The following is a 15,125-nucleotide window of genomic DNA, read 5'->3' as shown; positions in this document are numbered from 1 at the left end:
CGCGCACATATTTCACTAATCCGACTGGATTAGTCAAGTATTGGCCTGCTCTTCCCCGTCCGGCACAATGACCGCATGGACGAGCAGACCCTCCGCCACCAGATCGAACTTGCCGACCTGCCCGCCGGGGTCCACGTGACCCAGGTGCCCGGCGCGGGCGTGGTCCTGCGCGCCACGCACGGCGAGGAACGCGGCCTGGAAATCCAGCTGACCGACGACGCCGGGCGCATGTACGGCGAGGGCCCCGCCGTGGCCACCGCCCTGACCCGCCTGAAACAGGCGGCCCAGGCTGGCCTGCCCGCCCGCCGCGCGGACGGCACCTACGAACGGCTGGTGTTCGTCGGCGACTGAACCGGCCGGGGCAGTGCCGGGTTGCCAGCCATGCGGGACGCCGGGTGGCCCGCGCGGACGACTGCGCGCCTATCCTGCCCTGCATGACGGACATTGCAGAGCGGTACATCCGGCTGGCGCACGCCATCGACGCGCACTCGGAGGGCTTCATCGACGGGTACGGGGGGCCGCCGGAATGGGCGGTGCGGGAGGCCCGTGATCCGCAGGCCCTGATGGCGGAGGCCTCGGCGCTCCTGGCGGACGTGGCGGGCGTGCCGGAGGACGCGCGGCGCGAGTGGTTGACGGTGCAGGTGCGGGCCATGCACACCATGACGCGCCTGCTGTCGGGCGAGGCCATCGCTTACGCCGATGAGGTGCGCGGCCTGTACGACATCGAGGCGCGCCGCGCGGACCTGGGTGAACTGGACGGGGCGCTGCGGGCGCTGGACGCCGCGCTGCCCGGCAGCGGCTCCCTGGCCGGGCGGGAGGAGGCGCTGCGCTCGCGGGTGGCGGTGCCGCGCGGGGAGATCCTGCGGGTGGCGGCCCCGATCCTGGCCGAGTTGCGCTCGCGCGTATCAGAACGCTTCGGGCTGCCGGACGGCGAGGATTTCAGCATCGCGCTGGTGAACGACCGGCCCTGGAGCGGGTACAACTGGCCGCTGGGGAACCTCAGGAGCCGCATCGACATCAACACGGACCTGCCGGTGCTGCTGCCGGCCCTGCCGGACCTGCTGGCGCACGAGGGGTACCCCGGTCACCACACCGAGCACGCCACCAAGGAGGCCGGGCTGGTGCGCGGGCGCGGCTGGCTGGAACACGCCGTGCAGCTGATCAACGCGCCGGAGTGCGTGGTCTCGGAGGGCGTTGCCGTGAACGCCCTGCGGGCCGTCATGACCCCGGACGAGGTGGAGGCGTGGCTGACCGGGGACCTCGCGGCGCTGGCCGGGCTGGACGCCGACGACATCCGCGCGTTCCTGGCGGCAGCGCAGGCCCGCAGGGCGCTGGGCGGCGTGAGCGGCGAGGCTGCCATGCGCCTGCACGCCGACGGCGCCCCGGAAGGCGAGGTGCTGGAGTTCCTGCAGACGTACGCCGTGGCCAGCGAGGCCCGCGCGCGGCAGTCGCTGCGCTTCGTGCAGAATCCCAACTTCCGTGCGTACATCTTCACGTACTCGGTCGGCGGCGACCTGGTGGGCCGGGCCACTGAACGTGGCGGGGGCGACACCTTCGCCCGCCTGCTGCGCGAACCCGTCACGCCGGGGCAACTGGCCGCGATGGGCCGGTAAGGGAGGGGGTGAGGAGTGGGTCGCTGGCGGGGGCCGGCCGATCCACTCCCCACGGCCCACGCCCCCTGCTGGCGGCTGGGCGGTACACTCGCGGGGTATGCCGCTGGATTCGGGCTCTGTGCTGGTGGGTCGCTATGACCTGCTGGATCTGCTGGGCGAGGGTGGCAGCGCGCGGGTGTTCCGGGCGCATGACACGCTGCTGGGGCGGGACGTGGCCGTGAAGGTGCAGCACGCGCACGTGCCGCCCAGTGACCGCGAGCGGTTTCTGCGGGAGGTGCGGACGCTGGCCTGCCTGACGCATCCGGGGGTGGTGCCGGTCCTGGACCTGGGAACGGAACCGGAGGGAGGGCGGCCGTTCTTCACGATGCCGCTCATGACGGGCGGGCCGATCACGGCGCTGGGGCCGCTGGAGGACGCGCCGGGGCCGCTGGGGCGCTTCCTGACGGCCGCGTCGTTCGTGTCGCGGGCGCTGCATTTCGTGCATGCGCGCGGCATCACGCACCGGGACCTGACGCCGGGGAACGTGCTGCTGGACGATGCCGGCTGGCCGCGCGTGATGGATTTCGGGCTGGTGGCGCTCAGTGAGCACACGCGGCAGCTGACGCGCAGCGGCGTGACGCTGGGCACCCCGGCGTACATGGCGCCCGAACAGGCGCGCGGGGTGGGCGTGGGTCCGCTGAGCGACCTGTACGCGCTGGGCGCGGTGCTGTACCGCGTGGCGTGCGGCAGTCCGCCGTTCGTGGGGGACAGTGATCAGAGCGTGCTGTACCAGCACGTGTACGAGGCCGCGCCGGACCCGCGTGACCTGAACCCGGCGGTGCCGGACGCGGTGGCGCGGGTGCTGCTGTCGCTGCTGGCCAAACGCCCGGAGGACCGGCCGGAGAGCGGGGAGGCGCTCGCGCACCTGTGGGCGCTGGCGCGGCGGGACGTGTGGACGGCGCACGTGCGCGGGCAGTACCGGGGGGGGCGCACCCGGACCGGGGAGCATCCGGACGGGCCGGCGCGCGTGTCGGCCCTGCGGGAGGTCTGGAGTGTGCCGCTGCCGGGCGAGGTGACGTGGCCGGCGGCCGTGATGGGCGAGGGGGACCTGGTGGCGGTCGGCACGCGGGGCGGGCAGCTGGTCCTGACGCACGCGTCGGGGCGTCCGTTCGCCACGTACGCCGCGCGGGACGAGGTGACGGCCCCGGCGACCTTCCAGGACGGGCAGGTGCTGTTCGGGGCGTGGGACGGCACGCTGCGCCGAGTGGACCTGCACAGCGGCCAGCAGGTGTGGATTCACCGGGCGCGGGCGGAACTGACGGGCGCACCGACCCTGTGGCAGGGGCAGGTGCTGGCCAGCAGCCGCGACGGGCACCTGTACGCGCTGGATGAACGGAGCGGAGAGCTGCGCTGGGCGTACCGGACGGGTGGACCGGTGGCAGCCAGTCCGCTGGTGTGGGCGGGCGCGGCGCTGGTCTGCGACGAGAACGGCTGGCTGCACGCGCTGGACGCCCGCAGCGGCACGCCCATGTGGAAGGTCGAGATCGGCACGGTGCACGGCACCCCGGCGCTGCTGCCGACCCGGCCGGGCGAGGCGACGCTGGTCGTGGCGACCTGGGAGGGCGAGGTGCACGCGCTGGCGCTCGGCATGACCGGGGGGCGGGTGTCGCTGGGCAGCGAACCGACCCTGTGGACCTACGACCTGGAGGACGAGGTGTGGGCGTCCCCGGCGCTGACCGGCGCCGACCGTGAGGGGGGCGTGGCGATCCTGGCCGGGTGGGGGGGCGAGGTGCGGGCGCTGCGCCTGTCGGACGGGGAGGATCTGTGGTCGCACCGCATGGAGGGCCGGGTGACGGCCAGTCCGGTGATCAGCGCCGGGATGGTGTTCCTGGCCTCCGAGGCGGGGGAGTTACGGGCGCTGGACGTGCGCAGCGGCGCCGTCCGCTGGTCGCACCGCGAGGCGCAGGGCGTGCAGGCCACGCCGCTGGCGGCGGACGGGACGCTGTACGTGGCGTTCATGAACGGCACCCTGCGCGCCTACCGGAACGCGCCGCTGGGGCCGCCCGTGGGCAAGCCGTCCCCACCGGGCTGACCGGGCGGGCCGGTCGGCGGCTCATGCGGCCGTGACATTTGCTTTAACGCCGCGGCCTACACTGGGCCTCAGACAGGGAGTGGCCTGCCCCGCCGGGAGGCCCGGCCGGTCCGCTCCGCCCACCTCTGGAGGAAGTCATGCCCAATCTTGGTCCCGGTGAACTGATCGTCATTCTGCTGGTCGCGCTGGTCGTGTTCGGCCCGCGCAAACTGCCCGAGCTGGGCAAGAGTCTCGGTGCGGGCCTGCGGGAATTCCGCAGAAGCACGCAGAGTCTGAAAGACGACCTTGAAGGCGGCCTGCGCGATACCACCCCGCCCGGCGCGGCCCCCGTGCAGACCATCCACACGCCCCAGGCCGTGGCCGTTCCGGCGGCCCAGGCGGCCGCGCCCACCAGTGGCGTGCCGCCCGTGCCAGCGCCGCCCGCCGCCGTGCAGGCCAGTGCCGTGGTGCCGCAGCCGGTCGCGCCGGCGCCGACCGTGTCGGTCGTCAAGGAGAACACGCCCGGCTGAGCCGGCCAGGATGACGGCGTCCCCACCGGTCATGCCGCGCATGGCCGTGGGGACGCCCGGTGTCAGGAAGTTGGTGGTCAGCCGTCTGGGTGCCGACAGTCGTGCGGCCGCGCGGCATCTGCAACGGTTCTGTCAGGCAGGTTTGCTACGCTGACCAGCGTGAACTTCCGCACAGTCCGTGGGGGCCGCTGATGCTGGCCCGCGCCCGCAGTGTCGCGCTGATCGGCGTGGACGCCGTTCCGGTCGAGGTCGAGGTGGACGTCTCGCCGGGCCTGCCGGCCTTCACGGTGGTGGGGTTGCCGGATCAGGCGGTCAGCGAGGCCCGCGAGCGGGTACGTGCGGCCGTGCGGAACGCGGGCTTGCCGTTCCCGGCGGCGCGGATCACGGTGAACCTCGCCCCGGCGGACCTGCGCAAGGAGGGGCCGCTGTACGATCTGCCGATCGCGCTGGGGCTGCTGGCCGCGCAGGAGTTGCTGCCGGCGGCGGCGCTGGCCGGGACGCTGGTGGCGGGTGAACTGGCGCTGGACGGCAGCCTGCGGCCCATCGCGGGCGCCGTGAACCTGGCGTTGCTGGCCGCGCAGCTGGGCCTCCCGGCGTTGCTGCCACTTGGGAACGCACCCGAGGCGGCGCTGATCGAGGGCGTCCCGGTGTTCGGGGCGGCCACGCTGGCCGAGGCGGCCCGGCACCTGGGCGGCTCCCACCCGCTGCCGGTCACGCCCGCACCCGAGGCGCAGGGGCCGGACGACGCGCTGCTGGACCTCGCGGACCTGAAGGGGCAGAGCGGCGCGCGCCGCGCGCTGGAGATCGCCGTGGCGGGCGGGCACAACCTGCTGATGGTCGGGTCGCCCGGCAGCGGGAAGACCATGCTGGCCCGCCGCGCGCCGGGCCTGCTGCCCCCCCTGACGCGCCCGGAGGCGCTGGAGGTCACGCGGATTCACTCGGCGGCGGGCCTGCTGGCCTCGCGGGGCCGCCTGAACCTGGGCGCCCCGTTCCGCGCGCCGCACCACACGGTGTCGGACGCCGGGCTGATCGGCGGGGGCGGCGTGCCCCGTCCCGGTGAGGTCAGTCTCGCGCACCGGGGGGTGCTGTTCCTGGATGAATTCCCGGAGTTCAGCCGCAAGGCCCTCGAGACGCTGCGGCAACCGCTGGAGGACGGCACGGTCGTGATCAGCCGCGCGCGGGCGACCGTGCAGTACCCGGCGCGCTTCCAGCTGATCGCCGCCATGAACCCCTGCCCGTGCGGGCACCTGGGCGACCCGGAGAAGGCCTGCGTGTGCAGTCCGGCCGAACGGACGCGCTACGCCGCGAGGCTGTCGGGGCCGCTGCTGGACCGCATCGACCTGACCGTGCGGGTGCCCCGCCTGACCGTGGAAGAACTGACCCGCGCGCCCGAACCGGAACCCACGGCACCGGTGCGCTCACGGGTGGCCGCGGCCCGCGAGCGGATGCTGGCCCGCCAGGGCGGCCGGAACGCCGATCTGGGCGGGCAGACCCTGCGGCGGCACGCTGCCCTGGCGGCCGGTCCCGAGGGGTTCGCGCGGGCCGCGGCGAAACAGCTGGGCCTGACCGGACGCGGTTACGACCGGCTGCTGCGCGTGGCGCGGACCGTGGCCGACCTGGCGGGCAGCGACGACATCCGCGAGACCCACCTGGCCGAGGCGGTCACATACCGGCCGCGCGACCTGGGCACCGGCTGACGCGACCCGCGCACAGTGCAGAAGTGGGCGGCACGGGAGATTCACCCCAGGTGCCGCCCACTTCTGTCCTGCTGGCTTATTCCTCGCTGCTGTCGCGGTTGACGGTGCTGGTCCCGTCGTCCGGGCCGCTGCCCGGCTCGATCAGGTCGGCGGGGGCGACGGCGGCGATCACCCCGGTGGTGTTGGCGTTCGTCACGGCCGGAATGACGGCCGGTCCCTGATCGCGGCGCAGGGCTTCTCCCTCGCGCGGGTCGTTGATGAGGTTGCCGCCCTCGCGTTCGACGGCCTCGACACTGCGGCCCAGCGGGGTGGTGTCCTTGGGTTGGTCGCTCATGCCGGCAGTGTGGCGCGCGTGGCGGGAGGCGCGGTGAGAGGCGGCGCGGGCGTGTCTTCATGCGCGGCGGTGGCCTGCGCGGGTGACCCGCTGCGCCGGCGCGTGCCTGGGCAGGGTTGGGTATGCTGTGCCGACAGGTTCCGGGCTGCGCGTAGCGTGACCGGGGCCGCCCAGGTGCAGGGGGGACCGGCTGTTCAGACGCTGCGCCCTTCTCCCGGCAGTTTCCCAAGGAGTGATCATGACCCAGCGTGCCCCCAGTGAACGAGCCGTGCAGGCCCTGCAGACCCTCGGAATGACGGATTCCCCTCTCACGTCGCTGGAGCGCGACGAGGCGCTGTTCGTGCTGACCGCTGACACGCTGCTGTTTCAGGACGCGGACGGGACGCGCCGGGTCACGCTGCGTGACCTGACCCGCATTCACAGTGACCAGGAGGGCACCCTGCGGGTCGAGACGCCCGCCGGGACGGCCCTGACCGCCAGCCTGCTGGGATTCGATCCGGCGCAGGTGCAGGCGTTCTTCGGGCAGGTGCGCGACGCGACCGCGCTCGCCAAGGAGCGGGCCGCCGACACGCCGGAACCCGCCCCGACCCCCGCCCCGGCCCACACGCCGGCTCCCACGCCCGCCCCGGCCCCCGCACCACACCCGGCGTTCCGGCCGGAACCCGCCCCGGATCCCGCGCCCGCTCCGGAACCCGCGCCGCCCGCCGCCACGCCCGCACCGGAAGCCCCGACGCCGGTGGTGATCTCGTCGTCGGGGTTCTCGCCGAGCCGCACGCCGGACCTCAGCAAGGCCCCGGTGGCCGCCCCTCCCGCGCCCTCCCCCGCCCCGGTCACGCCGGCCGCCGCGCCACTCCCGGTCCAGCCGGCCGGCGTGCCGCTGCGGGGCGCGGCGTCGGCCGTGGCGGCCCTGACGCGGCAGGCCGAGGTGGTCGAGGGCCTGACCGGGCGGCTGCGGGTGCTGGGGCTGGTGCTGTTCGTGGCGGCGGTCGCGCTGGCCTTCTTCCAGTTCACGGGCGGGCAGCCGCTGGCGGCGCTGTGGACCCTGCTGGCCGGCGGGGTCGGCACCATCGCCCTGATGGCGCTGGCGGACATCGCGCGGCTGCTCGCCGCGCTCGCGCGGGCGTCGAGTGCGTCGAGCGGGGTGATGGATGTCGAATGAGGGCGGCACGCCGGACGCGCGTGAGCTGCTGATCCGCACGGTGCAGATCGCGTCGCTGTCCGGGCAGGAGGGGCCGGTCGCGGAGTTCCTGAGCGGCTGGATGGCCGCGCGGGGCTTCGAGGCGCGGGTGGATGAGGCCGGGAACGCCGTGGGCGAGCGCGGCAGCGGCCCGCTGACGGTGGCGCTGCTGGGGCACATGGACACCGTGCCGGGCGACATTCCGGTGCACGTGGACGCCCAGGGGGTGCTGCACGGGCGCGGCAGCGTGGACGCCAAGGGGCCGCTGTGCGCGTTCATGGCGGCCGTGGCGACCCTGCCACCCGGGGCGCTCTCGGCGGCGCGGTTCGTGGTGATCGGCGCGACCGAGGAGGAGGCGCCCAGCAGCCGGGGGGCGCGGCACATCCGCGAGGTGCTGCGCCCCGACGTGGTCCTGATCGGCGAGCCGAGCGGCTGGGAGGGCCTGACGCTGGGGTACAAGGGCCGCCTGGTCGTGAAGGCCGCGGCGCAACGCGAGAATTTTCACACGGCCGGTGAGGGCCGCAGCGCCGGGGACGACCTGACCGAGGCGTGGTTCCGCGTGCGGGCCTGGGCGGCCGCGGCGGGCGAGCCGGGCGGCGTGTTCGGCGGGGTGCAGGCGACCGTGCAGGACATCACGGCGGGCACGGACGGCCTGACGCAGCGGGCGAGCGGCACCTTCGGGCTCCGCCTGCCGCCCAGCGTGAGCCCCGAGGGGGCCGAGGCGACCATCCGCGAGCTGCTGGCCGACCTGGACAGCGTGACCGTGAGCTTCACCGGGCATGAACGCGCCGTGCGGCACCCCAGGGACAACGCGCTGACGCGGGCCATGCGGGTCGCGATCCGCGCGCAGGGCGGCGCGCCCGTGTTCAAGGTCAAGACCGGCACGAGTGACATGAACGTGGTGGCGGCGCACTGGCCGGTGCCCACGCTGGCGTACGGGCCGGGGGACAGCGCGCTGGATCACACGCCGGAAGAACGCCTGGACCTCGCGGAGTACGACCGCGCCGTGGCTGTGCTGCGTGAGGCGCTGACACGACTGGTGACCGGCTGGGCGGCCGGTGCGGGCGCGGCCGTCCAGCCCGGCTGACGGGCCGGTCAAGCCGGGAGGTCTTCCGGTTTTTCTCACGTGAACGGCGGCGCGGCGCGTCACGCTGCCGGGTGACCCATGGACCCCATCCTGATCCTGCTGATTCTGTTCGTCGCCGCGCTGGTGCTGTTCGCCACCGAGTGGCTCCCGGTGGACGTGACCGCGCTGGGCCTGCTCTCGGCGCTGCTGCTGCTGGGCCTCCTGAAACCCAAGGAGGCCTTCGCGGGCTTCGGGAGCGACACGGTCCTGACGCTGGCCTCGCTGTTCATCCTGACGCGGGTGCTGCTGCGCGCCGGGGTGATCGAGTGGATCGGCGTGACCCTGGCCCGCCGGTCCCGGAACGCCACGGCCACGCTGCGGTCCCTGCTGGGCACCGTGGCGGGTGTCAGCGCCTTTACCAGTAACACCGCCACGACCGCCGTGTTCCTGCCGGTCGTGGCGGGCATGTCGCGCCGCGCCGGGATTCCCGCCAGCCGCGCGCTGATGCCGCTGGCGTTCGCCAGCATCCTGGGCGGCACGGTTACCGTGATCGGCACGAGCACCAACCTGGTCGTGTCGGGCGCGCTGCCCGGCGCGGGCCAGAAACCGCTGGGTTTCTTCGAGCTGGCCTGGGTGGGGTTGCCGGTCGCGGTGGTGGGTCTGGCGTACCTGTTCTTCATCGCGCCGCGCCTGCTGCCGGCCCGCGACGCGCAGCTGGAAGAGTCGCTGCGGGCGTACCTCGCGGACCTGACGGTCGTGGCGGGCAGTCCGCTGACCGGGCAGACCCTGCGGGAGACCGGCCTGGGCCGCGATCACGGCCTGACGGTCGTGGCGGTGCGCAGGGGCGATCAGCCCACTCAGTACGCGCCGGGACCGGACTTCCGGGTGCAGGAGGGCGACACCCTGACCGTCGAGGGACCCACCGAGCGCATCCTGGCCGGCAAGAGCACGCTGGGCGTGATCAGCAAGAGCGAGCAGAAGCTCGGGCCGGACGAGGGCGGCGCGGTACGGCTGGTCGAGGCGGTCGTCATGCCCGGCTCGCCGCTGCTGGGCCGCACCCTGAAAGAGGCGCGCTTCCGTGAGCGCTACGGGGCGTCCGTGCTGGCCCTGCACCGCCGCGCCCGGAACGTCGAGCGGCTGGGCCGCCTGCGCATCCAGGTGGGTGACGTGCTGATGGTGCAGGGGGGCGCGGACCGCATCGATTCGCTGGGCGAGCATCTGGTCGTCATGGGGGACCTGACCGAACGGCAGCGGGACCTGCGCCGGGCGCCGCTGGCACTGCTGCTGTTCGGCGGGGCGGTGATCCTGGGCGGGCTGGGCGTGGTGCCGCTGGCGGTCGCGGTGGTCGTCGCGGTCGCCCTGAGCCTGATGCTGCGCCTGATCACGCCCGAGGAGGCGTACGGGTCGGTGGAGTGGCCGGTGATCATCCTGGTCGCGTGCATGCTGGCCTTCGGCACGGCCTTCGAGGACAGCGGCGCGGCCCGCGCGCTGACCGGCGCGCTGGCGGGCGTGCTGGAACCACTGGGGCCGTACGGCCTGCTGGGCGCGCTGTTCCTGGTGACGGTGCTCCTGACGCAGCCCATGAGCAATCAGGCGGCGGCGCTGGTCATGCTGCCGCTGGCCATCGGGACAGCCAAGGCGCTGGGGTACGACCCGCGGCCGTTCATCATCGGGATCACGGTGGCGGCCAGCAACTCGTTCATCACGCCGCTGGAACCCTCGTGCATGCTGGTGTACGGGCCGGGGCGGTACACCTTCATGGATTTCGTGCGGGTCGGGTCGGGCCTGACGGTCGTGACCTTCGTGGTGGCCCTGCTGATCATTCCGCGCGTCTGGCCGTTCTGATCCGCACTCCGTTTGTTTCGGTAGCGCAGATGTCTCCGGGTGTCCCGGGGAGGGTCATACGGATTCCGTTTGTTTCGTTGACAACCCGGAACGGCACCGGGTCGTCAACTCCACGTCCGGAGGGGCGCTTCTCTCCTCCTCTGCGGAGCAGCTCTCCGAGTCGGTATCAGGACCGTCCGGCGCGGGCGAAGGTGCAGGGGCGGACCGGTTGAATCGGTCCGCCCCTGCACCTTCGCCGTTCAGATGAACAGGGGGGCGTCGGGGTCGTCGGGCAGGGGGCGTCCCTTGCGGGCGAGCAGCGCGGCGGTGGTGCCGATCCCGATGATCGCGCCCAGGGCAACCACGATCAGCGCCCAGGTCATCAGGGCGTGCGATTGGTCAGGATTGCGGTCTGAAGCCATGCACGCAGCATAACAGCCGTTCGCGGCGTGCGGGCTTAGGCTGGGTTCAGAGTTCACGTTCCGCCGCAGGGCGCGGTTCGCGGGGCAGGCGGGTCCACAGCGCCGCGGTACTCAGCGCTCCCAGCGCGGCCAGCGCGATCAGACCGGCGCGCGGGCCGAGGGGACCGTCGCGGCTGATCAGGCTGCTGGCGATCAGCGCGCCGGGGGGGCCCATGCCGACCAGCACGAAGGAGTACAGGCTCATGACGCGCCCGCGCAGCGCGTCGGGAATGGCGAGTTGCACGCTGCTGTTCGCGCTGACGAGCAGGGTCAGCATCCCGAAGCCGCAGGCAGCCAGGACTGGGAAGGCCAGTGCCGGGCCGGGCGTGAGGGCCAGCACCACGGCGCTGAGGGTCAGGATGACCGCGCCGACCCGCAGGTTGCGCAGGGGGTTGGGGCGGCTGGCCTGCCAGAGGGCGCCGGCCATCGCGCCGATCCCGAACGCGGCGGACAGTGCGCCGAAGGTGGCCTCGCGCGCGTCGAACACCACGCGGGCGTAGTAGGGAATGATCACGTTGAAGTTGATGATGGTCAGGCTGAGCGCGCCGACCAGCAGCATGACGTTGCGCACGGCGGGGGTGCCGCGCACGTAGCGCAGGCCCTCGCGGACGTCCTCGGCCATGCTGCCGCGCGGGCCGGCGTCCCGCTGCGGGAAGGGCAGCGTGGCGATCACGTACAGCACCACGAAGAACGACATGACATTCAGGTAGAAGGGCAGCGCCAGCCGCGAGATGTCGTCGCTGTTCCCGCCGGCCAGCAGCGTGACGCCCAGCGCGGCCACCACGCCGAACAGTGCCTGCCCCAGCGTCCGGCTCACGTTGAAGGACAGGCTGTTCAGCGCGACGGCGTTCGGCACGTCGCTGCGGGGCACGAAGTCCACGACCATGCTCTGCCGGGCCGGCATGTCGAAGGCGTTCGCGCAGCCGGACAGGAACGCGATCCCCATGACGAGCGGCAGGCTGACCACGCCGAGGTGGGTGGTGACGGCCAGCGCGGTCGCCGTGAGCAGCAGCGTGACCTGCGTGGCCAGCAGCACGCGCCGGCGCGGCACGCGGTCGATGACGGCCCCGGCGAACAGGGAGAGCAGCAGGCTGGGCATGAACTGCGCGGCCGTCACCCAGCCGAGCGCGGCGCTGCTGCCGCCCGAGAGTTCCAGCACGAGGTACTGCTGGGCGGTGGCCTGCATCCAGGAGCCGATCAGGGAGAGCAGCTGCGAGAACCAGTAGCGGCGGTAGTGGGGGTGACGCAGGGCGCTGAAGGTGCGCGTGCGCCACGCCTGGGCGCGGGCGATCACACCGCTCACCATACGCCGGGCCGGGTCGGCAGCGGCCCCCCAGTCAGGACGACAGCACGTCCGGGACGGACCCGGGTTGAATGGTTTGCAGAACTCATTCAACCCGGGTGAAGCGACTCGGAGCGCGGCTCCGCAGCGTGGGATCAGCGAAGACTGCCGTCTGTTTCGTTGACAACCCGGCAAACCGCCGGATTGCCGACTCTACGCCCGGAATCCGTATGACGCGCTTCCTCCCTGCCGGGGGGCGTCTTGGCAGGCCGGGCCGCCCCGTGTTACGGTGCGCGGGTCAGGTCAACCTTCATGTTTCTCAGCTGCCGATCCCCTGCCCGGCCCTGCGCGTTCCGGCCGGCCCTCCCCTGCGAGTCTCCCATGTCCCTGTCTGCCGACCGTCTGATACGGATTCCGTCTGTTCCGTCCACACTCCGGAAAAGCGCCGCGCGGCCAGCCGCCTTCCCCGTCCCCGCGCGGTGGCGTGGTCCACTCGCGCTGCTCGCGCTGGCAGCGCTGCTGGGGGGCGGGCCGGCCGCCGCGCAGGGCAGCGAGCCGGTGGCCGGTCTGCAGGCCGGCGACCTGCGCGGGGTGGGCAGCGTGACCGTGCAGCCCGGCGATACCGCCTTCAGCCTGGCCCGCCGCGCGGGACTGAGTGTCGAGGCGCTGCTGGCCCTGAACGGACTGACCCGCCCGGACCTGCGGGCCGGGCAGGTGCTTACACTGACGGCCGCGCCGCGCACCCATGCGGTCCAGGCCGGCGAGACGCTGTACGCCCTGTCGCGGCGGTACGGCGTCACGGTCGATGCCCTGCTGGCCGCCAACGCCCTGCCGGGCGGCGCGACCCTGCGGCCCGGGCAGTTGCTGACCCTCCCGCCCGGCGCGCAGGATCAGGGCGCGGCCCGCCCCGCCGCGCCCCCACTGCCGGCCGGCGTGGGCGGCTCCCCGTTCCTGCCCTCAGCGCCGGCCCAGACCGTGCCGGCGCTGCAACCGGCGCGGCCGATGCCGCGCGTGCAGGACCCGTCGCCCGCGCCCGCCGGGGGGGCCGCCGCGGTCCTGCCGGGCGCGGCAGCGGCCGTTCCTTCCGCTGCGCCGCTCTCCCCGGGAACCGATTGGCGCGGCGCGGCCATGGCGCTGCTCGGCACGCCGTACGTGTTCGGAGGCGAGAGCCGCAGCGGCACGGACTGCAGCGGCTTCGTGCGGCAGGTCTTCACGCCGCTGGGCGTGCCGCTGCCGCGCGTCAGTGCCGATCAGGCGCAGGCGGGCGTCCCGGTGGACGACCGTGACCTGCGGCCGGGTGACCTGCTGTTCTTCGATACCGAGGGCCGCGGGCGGGTGTCGCACGTCGGCATCTTCCTGGGGGATGACCAGTTCGTGAGTGCCAACAGTTACCAGGGACGCGTGAGCGTCGACCGGTTCCGCAGTGACCGCTACTGGGGGCCGCGTTACCTGTGGGCGCGGCGCGTGCTGGATGACCCGCTGGCCCTGGGCCGTCCCTGAGCGCCCCCTGCGGGAGAGGGGCGCGCGGGGTCCGTGCAGGTCGTACGGACGGTCGCCTGTTTCGCTGACAACCTGGTGGTGTTCCGGGTTGCCAGCGTCACGCCCGGCCGTCCGCTGGGTTCCGACTGTGCGGGGCCGCTCTCCGAGTCGCGTCCACCCGGATTAAACGGGTGTGGCAACCCATTCAATCCGAGCGAAGCGAGGAGGAGCTGGGCGGGTTCCGGACGTGGCGTTGACAGATCGGTGGTGTTCCGATCTGTGAACGAAACAAACGGCAGTCCGTATCATACGGATTCCGCTGGGAGCCTGACACTACAGATGAGAATGCCCCCGACGGGGCATTCTTGAGCTGTCATGACACAAGAACAGCACACCGACGGGGACGCCTCCACTCTATTCCACCGCATCTTCGCCCTCCTCCGAACTGCTCCATGGTCGGATCAGCGACATGCCCGAACGTTCGCCTGGATGGTCGCCGGTCTCCTCCTGAGCTGCGTCCCTCACCCAGCCGCGTGGTGCTCCTTTCGTGGTCTCCCGAGCCCGATACGCGCAGAGTCATGAACGACGATTCCTGCGCGCCCTGACGTCCTCCAGCGTCCCCTGGCGCGCGGTCTACCAACACCTCATGCAGGTCGCACTGCGTGACTGGGGTGATGCGCGCATCACCCTCGCCCTGGACACCACCCTCCTGTTCAAACGCTGGTGCGTGATCTGCGTCTCCCTCGTCTACCGGGGGCGTGCCATACCGTTGTCCTGGCGCGTCATCCGTCATGGTAGTTCGACGGTGGGAAATCAGGAAATCTACCCTGTGCTCGCCAGCGTCCAGTGCCTGCTCGTCCACTTGCCACAGGTCGAAGAGGTCTGCATCTGTGCAGACCGGGGCTTCCTTGATCACACGTTGATGGGCGACTTCACCACCTTCGGATGGCAGTGGATGATTCGCGGCAAAGGTCCCATCCACCTCTTTGATCAGGACGGAACGTCCTTGGGGCAATTTCAGTCACAGCTCAGTCACCACGGTCAGTTGATCGTGCGGCATGGGGTGTACGTCACGGGGCAGAGATACGGGCCCGTGAACATCGCGGCAGTGCGGCCTTTTGGACAACGTGATCCTTGGTTCATCGTGAGTAGTCAGCCCTGTCACACGCGAACATTCGCGGAGTATCACCAACGTACTCAGGTCGAGGAATCCTTCCTCGACCTGAAGAGCGGGGTCTTCAACCTCGAGGACACGCGCCTGAATCAGGCGCACCAACTGGAGAAACTCTGGTGCGTGCTGGGCATGGCGTACCTGATGGCCTTGAGCGAGGGAACGGCCGTCACGGAGCAAGGGAAACGGCGGGAGGTCGATCCACACTGGGCACGGGGCTTGAGTTATGCGCAGCTGGGATTGCGCGCCATTCGCCAGGCCTTGACACGTCGAACACCAGTCTTGGAGAGGCTGCGCCTCTCCCAGGCCAGTGACCCTGAACCGTCACGTCGTCGACGATCGCCGATCGGCTGGAACGTCATTCAGGGTTTCTCATGACTTATGTCAGGCTCCCAGCGGATTCCGTTTGTTTCGCCGACAATCCGGAACTTCACCGGATTG

Annotated in this window: 13 protein-coding genes; 10 read left to right on the top strand and 3 right to left on the bottom strand. The window is 72.3% G+C overall.

Features of this window, described 5'->3' with window-relative positions; all coding sequences use genetic code 11:
• The first annotated feature begins 75 nt into the window (after window positions 1-75).
• The 5 genes from ABDZ66_RS07000 (at window position 76) to ABDZ66_RS06980 (ending at window position 5,890) form a co-directional block, all read left to right on the top strand.
• Entirely contained in the window at window positions 76-351 is a 276-nt protein-coding gene (locus ABDZ66_RS07000; RefSeq protein ID WP_343757346.1) for a hypothetical protein, read from the top strand.
• Between the two features lie 83 nt (window positions 352-434).
• A complete protein-coding gene (locus ABDZ66_RS06995; protein ID WP_343757345.1) occupies window positions 435-1,613 on the top strand; it encodes a hypothetical protein in 1,179 nt (392 codons plus the stop codon).
• 97 nt (window positions 1,614-1,710) lie between these two features.
• The gene (locus ABDZ66_RS06990; protein ID WP_343757344.1) at window positions 1,711-3,684 is read left to right on the top strand and encodes a protein kinase domain-containing protein; all 1,974 of its coding nucleotides are present in this window, start codon (window positions 1,711-1,713) and stop codon (window positions 3,682-3,684) included.
• A gap of 137 nt (window positions 3,685-3,821) precedes the next feature.
• Window positions 3,822-4,193 (top strand): Sec-independent protein translocase subunit TatA/TatB, encoded by a 372-nt coding sequence (locus tag ABDZ66_RS06985; protein ID WP_343757343.1) that lies wholly within the window; start codon window positions 3,822-3,824, stop codon window positions 4,191-4,193.
• A gap of 191 nt (window positions 4,194-4,384) precedes the next feature.
• On the top strand, window positions 4,385-5,890 hold the full coding sequence (locus ABDZ66_RS06980) for a YifB family Mg chelatase-like AAA ATPase (protein ID WP_343757342.1): 1,506 nt from the start codon (window positions 4,385-4,387) through the stop codon (window positions 5,888-5,890).
• Window positions 5,891-5,966: 76 nt separating this feature from the next.
• On the opposite strand, the gene ABDZ66_RS06975 is transcribed toward ABDZ66_RS06980, so the two are convergent.
• On the bottom strand, window positions 5,967-6,224 hold the full coding sequence (locus tag ABDZ66_RS06975) for a hypothetical protein (RefSeq protein WP_343757341.1): 258 nt from the start codon (window positions 6,222-6,224) through the stop codon (window positions 5,967-5,969).
• A 238-nt stretch (window positions 6,225-6,462) separates the two neighbouring features.
• On the opposite strand from ABDZ66_RS06975, the gene ABDZ66_RS06970 reads away from it, so the two are divergent.
• The 3 genes from ABDZ66_RS06970 to ABDZ66_RS06960 all read left to right on the top strand — a co-directional run bounded on the left by ABDZ66_RS06970 (window position 6,463) and on the right by ABDZ66_RS06960 (window position 10,312).
• Window positions 6,463-7,383, top strand: a complete 921-nt coding sequence (locus ABDZ66_RS06970) for a hypothetical protein (protein ID WP_343757340.1) — start codon at window positions 6,463-6,465, stop codon at window positions 7,381-7,383.
• The gene (locus ABDZ66_RS06965) at window positions 7,373-8,488 is read left to right on the top strand and encodes a [LysW]-lysine hydrolase (RefSeq protein ID WP_343757339.1); all 1,116 of its coding nucleotides are present in this window, start codon (window positions 7,373-7,375) and stop codon (window positions 8,486-8,488) included. Before ABDZ66_RS06970 ends, ABDZ66_RS06965 begins: the two co-directional genes overlap by 11 nt.
• A 78-nt stretch (window positions 8,489-8,566) precedes the next feature.
• A complete protein-coding gene (locus ABDZ66_RS06960; protein WP_343757338.1) occupies window positions 8,567-10,312 on the top strand; it encodes an SLC13 family permease in 1,746 nt (581 codons plus the stop codon).
• A 239-nt stretch (window positions 10,313-10,551) separates the two neighbouring features.
• On the opposite strand, the gene ABDZ66_RS06955 is transcribed toward ABDZ66_RS06960, so the two are convergent.
• Together ABDZ66_RS06955 and ABDZ66_RS06950 are read right to left on the bottom strand one after the other, a co-directional pair.
• On the bottom strand, window positions 10,552-10,713 hold the full coding sequence (locus ABDZ66_RS06955) for a hypothetical protein (RefSeq protein WP_343757337.1): 162 nt from the start codon (window positions 10,711-10,713) through the stop codon (window positions 10,552-10,554).
• 46 nt (window positions 10,714-10,759) lie between these two features.
• A complete protein-coding gene (locus tag ABDZ66_RS06950; protein ID WP_343757336.1) occupies window positions 10,760-12,046 on the bottom strand; it encodes an MFS transporter in 1,287 nt (428 codons plus the stop codon).
• Between the two features lie 369 nt (window positions 12,047-12,415).
• Between ABDZ66_RS06950 and ABDZ66_RS06945 the strand changes: the two genes are divergently transcribed.
• Together ABDZ66_RS06945 and ABDZ66_RS06940 are read left to right on the top strand one after the other, a co-directional pair.
• Window positions 12,416-13,534 carry a C40 family peptidase gene (locus ABDZ66_RS06945; RefSeq protein WP_343757335.1) on the top strand — a complete coding sequence of 373 codons (1,119 nt, stop codon included), beginning with the start codon at window positions 12,416-12,418 and terminating at the stop codon, window positions 13,532-13,534.
• Between the two features lie 625 nt (window positions 13,535-14,159).
• Window positions 14,160-15,062 (top strand): transposase, encoded by a 903-nt coding sequence (locus ABDZ66_RS06940; RefSeq protein ID WP_343757334.1) that lies wholly within the window; start codon window positions 14,160-14,162, stop codon window positions 15,060-15,062.
• The last annotated feature ends 63 nt before the right edge of the window (window positions 15,063-15,125 follow it).

Source organism: Deinococcus depolymerans, assembly GCF_039522025.1.
Lineage (GTDB): Bacteria > Deinococcota > Deinococci > Deinococcales > Deinococcaceae > Deinococcus > Deinococcus depolymerans.
This window is presented reverse-complemented; position numbering and strand designations above follow the sequence as displayed.

Bases quoted from the DNA above. Each gene is read 5' to 3' on its own strand.
- ABDZ66_RS06995 (WP_343757345.1), top strand. From the start codon at position 435: ATGACGGACATTGCAGAGCGGTACATCCGGCTGGCGCACGCCATCGAC.
- ABDZ66_RS06960 (WP_343757338.1), top strand. From the start codon at position 8,567: ATGGACCCCATCCTGATCCTGCTGATTCTGTTCGTCGCCGCGCTGGTG.
- ABDZ66_RS06985 (WP_343757343.1), top strand. From the start codon at position 3,822: ATGCCCAATCTTGGTCCCGGTGAACTGATCGTCATTCTGCTGGTCGCG.
- ABDZ66_RS06970 (WP_343757340.1), top strand. From the start codon at position 6,463: ATGACCCAGCGTGCCCCCAGTGAACGAGCCGTGCAGGCCCTGCAGACC.
- ABDZ66_RS06975 (WP_343757341.1), bottom strand. From the start codon at position 6,224: ATGAGCGACCAACCCAAGGACACCACCCCGCTGGGCCGCAGTGTCGAG.
- ABDZ66_RS06945 (WP_343757335.1), top strand. From the start codon at position 12,416: ATGTCCCTGTCTGCCGACCGTCTGATACGGATTCCGTCTGTTCCGTCC.
- ABDZ66_RS06940 (WP_343757334.1), top strand. From the start codon at position 14,160: ATGCAGGTCGCACTGCGTGACTGGGGTGATGCGCGCATCACCCTCGCC.
- ABDZ66_RS06990 (WP_343757344.1), top strand. From the start codon at position 1,711: ATGCCGCTGGATTCGGGCTCTGTGCTGGTGGGTCGCTATGACCTGCTG.
- ABDZ66_RS06965 (WP_343757339.1), top strand. From the start codon at position 7,373: ATGTCGAATGAGGGCGGCACGCCGGACGCGCGTGAGCTGCTGATCCGC.
- ABDZ66_RS07000 (WP_343757346.1), top strand. From the start codon at position 76: ATGGACGAGCAGACCCTCCGCCACCAGATCGAACTTGCCGACCTGCCC.
- ABDZ66_RS06980 (WP_343757342.1), top strand. From the start codon at position 4,385: ATGCTGGCCCGCGCCCGCAGTGTCGCGCTGATCGGCGTGGACGCCGTT.
- ABDZ66_RS06955 (WP_343757337.1), bottom strand. From the start codon at position 10,713: ATGGCTTCAGACCGCAATCCTGACCAATCGCACGCCCTGATGACCTGG.